The following is a 4905-nucleotide window of genomic DNA, read 5'->3' on the forward strand; positions in this document are numbered from 1 at the left end:
CTCCCCCTCAGGACCGACCCCCCGGCCGTCACCCCCTTAGGGAACGCGCCCCCGGCTCTCAGGGTCGCCCTCGCACCTTCGTGTGATCCCCCGCGACGCGTACGACAGCGACGTCGACCGGTACAACGCGGAGGTCCGCGACCGGGATTCCTGGAAGCTGGAGCGCACGGCCTCACGGCTCAGGCCGGAAGGTCGTTCCCCGCGAGACGTGCGTCGGATGAGAATCGGGGGGTGACGACTGCCGCATTTGACCTCGACACCTTCCTGGCCCGACCCCTCACCGCCCGCCTCGCGACGGCCGGGCCGACGGTCCGGCCGGTGTGGTTCCTGTGGGAGGAGGCGGCGTTCTGGGTCCTGACCGGGCCCTGGACCCGCCTCTTCCACCGCGTACGCGCCGACCCGGCCGTGGCCCTGACCGTGGACATCTGCGACCTCGTCACGGGCGAGGTCCGCCAGGTCATCGCCCGGGGCGACGCCGAACTGCTGCCGTTCGACATCCCCCGGGGCAGGCGGAAGCTGAGCCGCTACCTGGGCCCCGACGAGTCGCGCTGGGACCCCCGGTTCACGGGCTACCTGTACGACGACCCCGTCGAACGCGGCACCGTCTGGCTCCGCCTCAGGCCCGCCCTGCTCGCCGCGAAGGACCTCTCCTACGCCGTCGTGCCCTGAGCGCGCGTCACCACGCGCGCGGGCCGCGTGCGCCGGCTCGGGGTGGCGGTCGGCGGGGGGATATCCGGCGGGCGGCCCACAGGACGGTGTGGGGACGCAGCAGGAACGTCTCCCCCGACGCGAACTCCAACCGCTTGCCGCCTCGCGGCGCCGCCGTCAGGTCGGACACCGTGAAGATCTGGCCGCCGATCATGATCTCGTCGCCGCGGCGCACCGTGGTGGCGTCGACCTCGACCGAGACGAGCACCACGCCGCTCAACGCCCCTCCAGGTGCTGGTGCACGCGTTCCTTCAGCTTCTCCAGTTCGGCGTGCAGCGCTTCGGTCCTCGGGCTCAACACGACGGGCTCCTCCGGCTCTTCGACCAGCGCCTCGACCTCCGGCTCGCTCATCGCCCACCTTCCCTCTTCCGTGCGGTCTGTGACGAAACGCTCACAGCCTGCCGCCGGAGCGGCTAGCGTTGACAGCCCCGGAAGTGTGCAAACGCCCAGGCACCGAGAGGTCGTGAGTTCGTGGCCAACAAGAAGCCGCTCAACCCCGGAGAGTCCCCCGCCGCCTTCTGCGGAGTGCACATGCGCAATTGGCGCGAGAAGGCGGGCTTGACTCTGGACGACCTGAGCGGACGCGTCTTCATGGGCGCCAGCTACCTGGCCCAGATGGAACGCGCCGAACGCAGGCTCCAGCCCGAACTGGGACGGCAGTTGGACCAGCTGTACGGCACGGGCAGCTTCTTCGAAGACCTCGCCACGGCCATCAAGAAGGCATCCCGCCACGCCGAGTATTTCGCCGATGCGGCCGAGATGGAGCAGTTGGCCGCGAGCCTCCTCGATTTCGCGCCCACCTTTGTCCCGGGCCTGTTGCAGACCGAGGCGTACGCACGCACGATCATCGAGGCGTCCAATCCCTATGGCCCCGCCGAGCGTGTGGAGCGGCTTCTCGGCGCCCGCATGGAACGTGCCGATCTCCTCCGCCGGGAGAACGCGCCCCGGTTCTGGGCGGTCCTGTCCGAGCCTGCCGTCCGCGCGCCCTACGGAGGCGCCGCCGTCATGCGCGAGCAGCTGCTCCATCTCGCAACGGCGGCACGGGAGAAGCAGGCGTTCATCCAGGTCTTCCCGTTCACGGAGACGCCGCCGCCGATGGCCTCCATGGTCAGACTGATGATGTTCACGGACGCGCCGTCCGTCGTCTATACCGAGACCGGGTACTCGGGACAGTTGATCGACGATCCAGGCATGGTCCGCCGGTATCAGGAGTCCTACGATTGGCTCAGAGCAGTAGCGCTCTGCCCTGAGGCGTCCCTCGACCTCATCGAATCGCTAGCCAAGGAATACGACGAGTCATGACTCACCCCGGCCTCAGCGCCGCCGCCTGGCGCACCTCCAGCTACAGCAACGGTGACGGCGGCGAATGCGTTGAGGTCGCGGACGGCGTTCCCGGACTGGTCCCCGTCCGGGACACCAAGGACCGCGGCGGTCCGACCCTGCTCGTTCCGGTCGCCGCGTGGCGGGCGTTCACCTCGTTCTGTGGCTCAGGTGCATCGCCGCGCTCGTGAGGCGCCGCTCCTCCGCACTCGCGTACACTCACAGGCTCACATTGATGTGAACGTCAACGCGACGAGATGTGGAGTCGATCAGATGCGCATCGGCGAACTGTCCGACCGCACCGGCACCCCCCGGCGGCTGCTGCGGTACTACGAGGAACAGGGTCTGATCGTCGCCGAGCGCTCCGCGAACGGGTACCGGCGCTATGACGAGCGCTTCGTCGACCGGGTCCTCCAGATAAGGGGGCTGCTCGACGCGGGCCTGCCGACGCGCATCATCAAACAGATCCTTCCGTGCCTCGACAAGCCCCGCCTCATCCATTTCCCGGACGCGACACCGGAGTTGCTGGCGACGCTGGAGCACGAGCGGGACCGCATGACGCAGCGCATCGAGTGCCTGACACGGAACAGGAACGCGATCGCCGAGTACCTGGAGACGGTCCGCGTCACCCGGGCTTAGCGGAAGCTCAGTCGCCGAGGATCTGCGCAAGGGCGTGAGAGGTCTGGCGGACCATGCCGGGGTTGGTGTCCCAGTAGTACGGCAGCGCCGTGGCGGCCTGGGCGAGTGCCCAGCCGCGTCCGCGCAGCCAGGAGGCGTCGTCCACGTCCAGTTCGGCACGGAAACGGCGGCGGCTGGGGCCCGCGAAGATGTTCCAGGCGGGCTGGAGGTCGCAGGCCGGGTCGCCCACGTTGAGGCCGCCGAAGTCGATGACGGCGGTGAGGCGGCCGTCCTGGACCAGCAGGTTCCCGGCGAGGAGGTCGCCGTGGACCCAGACCTCGGGGCCGTCCCAGGCGGGCGCGTTCAGGGACTCCTCCCAGCGGTGGAGGGGCTCGGCCGAGCCGAAACGGGCCGGGTCCAGATCGGCGAGGCGGGCGAGGGAACGGCGCACGGTCTCGTCGCTCTCCGCCAGCGGCGCGCCCCGCGCTCCGGTTGGGCGCGGAAACGCGCCGGTGGTGTCCACGCCGCGCAGCGCCGTCACGAACGCGGCCAGGTCCACGGCCGCGCGGTCGAGGTCGGCCGGGGTGGTGAGGGTGCCGTTGGCGTTCGCGCCGGGCAGCCACTCGCAGACGGACCAGACGAACGGGTACCCCTCGGCCGGGCGGCCCATGGCCCGTTGCACGGGGAGCGCGAGGGGGAGGTGGGGCGCGAGCCGGGGCAGCCACTCCCGTTCCTTCTCCGCCTGCGCGGTGGCCCAGGCGATGCGCGGAAGGCGGGCGGCGAGGCGGTCGCCGAGGCGGTAGATGTCGTGGTCGGTGCCGTAGGAGTCGACCGGTTCGACCGGCAGCCCGGCCCACCGGGGGAACTGCGCCGCGAGCAGGCGGCTGACCAGCGCGGCGTCGGTGCGGATCTCGTCGGCGTGCATGCGGGTGGCGGCCATCGGCACATGGTTGTGCCCGGCCCCCGGCGCCGCAACCGGATTCCCGCCCGGATGGTCCGGCGGTCCGCGCCGGCCGCCTCCGTTCAGCCGATGCGATCCACGATCCAGGCGCCGAGCTCGCGGCTCATGACGGCGTGCGGGTTGTTGGCCGTGGACAGCGTGAACTCGTCGAAGTCGCTCTCGCCGGGCGGCAGGGAGTCGATGTCCACGGCGATGTCCTCCTCCAGGTCGCGGACGGACAGCGCGCTGACGGCGGGGACGAAGCAGACGGTCTCGGTGCCGGGCGTGAGGTCGACCGCGCCGGTGAGGCGCATCTTGCGGCCGATGACCCCGAAGCTCTCCAGCGTCCCGCCGGGCGCGCCGTCGAGCTCCGGCAGACCGTCGGTCAGGATCGCCTCCGCCGCACACGCGCCCTTGAGCAGCGCCACCTCCTGATCCTTCCCGGCCGACTGGGTGCGCAGCGTCGTGCCCGTGAACCAGCCCGTGGTGACCCGCAGCGCGTCGACGCCGGGGGCGACGCCGTTGCCGAAGGGGCCGCCGTTGGACGCCCCGAGCCTGCGCGGGCGAACGGGCCACCCGCCGACCTTCGCCAGCTCGGCGAGGAGGCGGGTGCGCATCGGGTCCTCGGCCGGGGTGCCGTCGGGGGTGGCGAGGTGGCGCCAGAGCAGCTCGCGGGCGGCGGGGCTGTTGATCTGCTGGGACAGGTCGGGGGTGGCGATGAGGAAGTGCGCGAGAGCCTGGAGCGCGATGGGGATCCACGCGCCGCGGTGGGGGGCGTCGTAGGACAGATAGAGGTCGGTCTGGTGGTCGACGCGGTCGTGCTCCATCTTGGCGAGCGCGTACCGCATGATGACGCCGCCCATGCTGAACCCGCCGACCGTCAGCGGCGCGTTCCCGTACCGCTCGGCGATGGTGCGGTTGATGCACTCGATGGCCACGCGGGCGTTGTCGAGGACCGGCCTGCTGCGCTCGCGGTAGCCGACGAGGACCAGGTCACGGCCGCGGGCGCGGAGTTCGCTGGCGAACGGGAACGGGCCACGCTCCAGGCTGTCCCAGAACAGGTCGTGGTCGGTGGGGCCGATGCTGAACCCGTCGGACAGAACCACCGGATGAACCGGGCCGCGGTTCCCGCTGCCGTAGTAGACGCGAGCGGTGCCGCCGTCGAAGATCCAGGTGTCGTCGGGCGGCGGCGCGGCGGGAATCTCGGCCCGAGGCACCGGCGCCAGAAAACCCCACGGCTCGATCGCGGGCTGACTCTGCTCGGTCACAGCTCGTCCTCCTTCAGGGAACACACGCGAACCCCCACCCCCTCACACCCC

At 71.0% G+C, this 4905-nt stretch carries 8 protein-coding genes; 4 read left to right on the forward strand and 4 right to left on the reverse strand.

The window, feature by feature from the left end:
* The first annotated feature begins 231 nt into the window (after positions 1–231).
* The gene (locus ADY01_RS32720) at positions 232–669 is read left to right on the forward strand and encodes a pyridoxamine 5'-phosphate oxidase family protein (RefSeq protein ID WP_049580376.1); all 438 of its coding nucleotides are present in this window, start codon (positions 232–234) and stop codon (positions 667–669) included.
* Positions 670–676: 7 nt separating this feature from the next.
* On the opposite strand, the gene ADY01_RS32725 is transcribed toward ADY01_RS32720, so the two are convergent.
* Both ADY01_RS32725 and ADY01_RS41445 read right to left on the reverse strand, forming a co-directional pair.
* Positions 677–928, reverse strand: a complete 252-nt coding sequence (locus tag ADY01_RS32725; protein ID WP_049580377.1) for a hypothetical protein — start codon at positions 926–928, stop codon at positions 677–679.
* Positions 925–1059 (reverse strand): hypothetical protein, encoded by a 135-nt coding sequence (locus tag ADY01_RS41445; protein WP_267888498.1) that lies wholly within the window; start codon positions 1057–1059, stop codon positions 925–927. The genes ADY01_RS32725 and ADY01_RS41445 overlap by 4 nt, the downstream gene beginning before the upstream one ends.
* Before the next feature lie 120 nt (positions 1060–1179).
* On the opposite strand from ADY01_RS41445, the gene ADY01_RS32730 reads away from it, so the two are divergent.
* From ADY01_RS32730 to ADY01_RS32740, 3 genes are all read left to right on the forward strand, one after another.
* Entirely contained in the window at positions 1180–2010 is an 831-nt protein-coding gene (locus ADY01_RS32730) for a helix-turn-helix domain-containing protein (protein ID WP_159001572.1), read from the forward strand.
* Positions 2007–2219 (forward strand): DUF397 domain-containing protein, encoded by a 213-nt coding sequence (locus tag ADY01_RS32735; protein ID WP_049580379.1) that lies wholly within the window; start codon positions 2007–2009, stop codon positions 2217–2219. The genes ADY01_RS32730 and ADY01_RS32735 overlap by 4 nt, the downstream gene beginning before the upstream one ends.
* A gap of 82 nt (positions 2220–2301) precedes the next feature.
* Positions 2302–2667 (forward strand): MerR family transcriptional regulator, encoded by a 366-nt coding sequence (locus tag ADY01_RS32740; protein ID WP_049580380.1) that lies wholly within the window; start codon positions 2302–2304, stop codon positions 2665–2667.
* 7 nt (positions 2668–2674) lie between these two features.
* Here the strand turns inward: ADY01_RS32740 and ADY01_RS32745 are convergent, their stop codons facing one another.
* Entirely contained in the window at positions 2675–3586 is a 912-nt protein-coding gene (locus tag ADY01_RS32745; RefSeq protein ID WP_049580381.1) for an aminoglycoside phosphotransferase family protein, read from the reverse strand.
* Positions 3587–3669: 83 nt separating this feature from the next.
* Positions 3670–4854 carry an esterase/lipase family protein gene (locus ADY01_RS32750; protein WP_049580382.1) on the reverse strand — a complete coding sequence of 395 codons (1185 nt, stop codon included), beginning with the start codon at positions 4852–4854 and terminating at the stop codon, positions 3670–3672.
* Positions 4855–4905: the final 51 nt, after the last annotated feature.

The sequence above is a fragment of the Streptomyces sp. SBT349 genome, from assembly GCF_001083795.1.
In the GTDB taxonomy this organism is placed as follows: domain Bacteria; phylum Actinomycetota; class Actinomycetes; order Streptomycetales; family Streptomycetaceae; genus Streptomyces.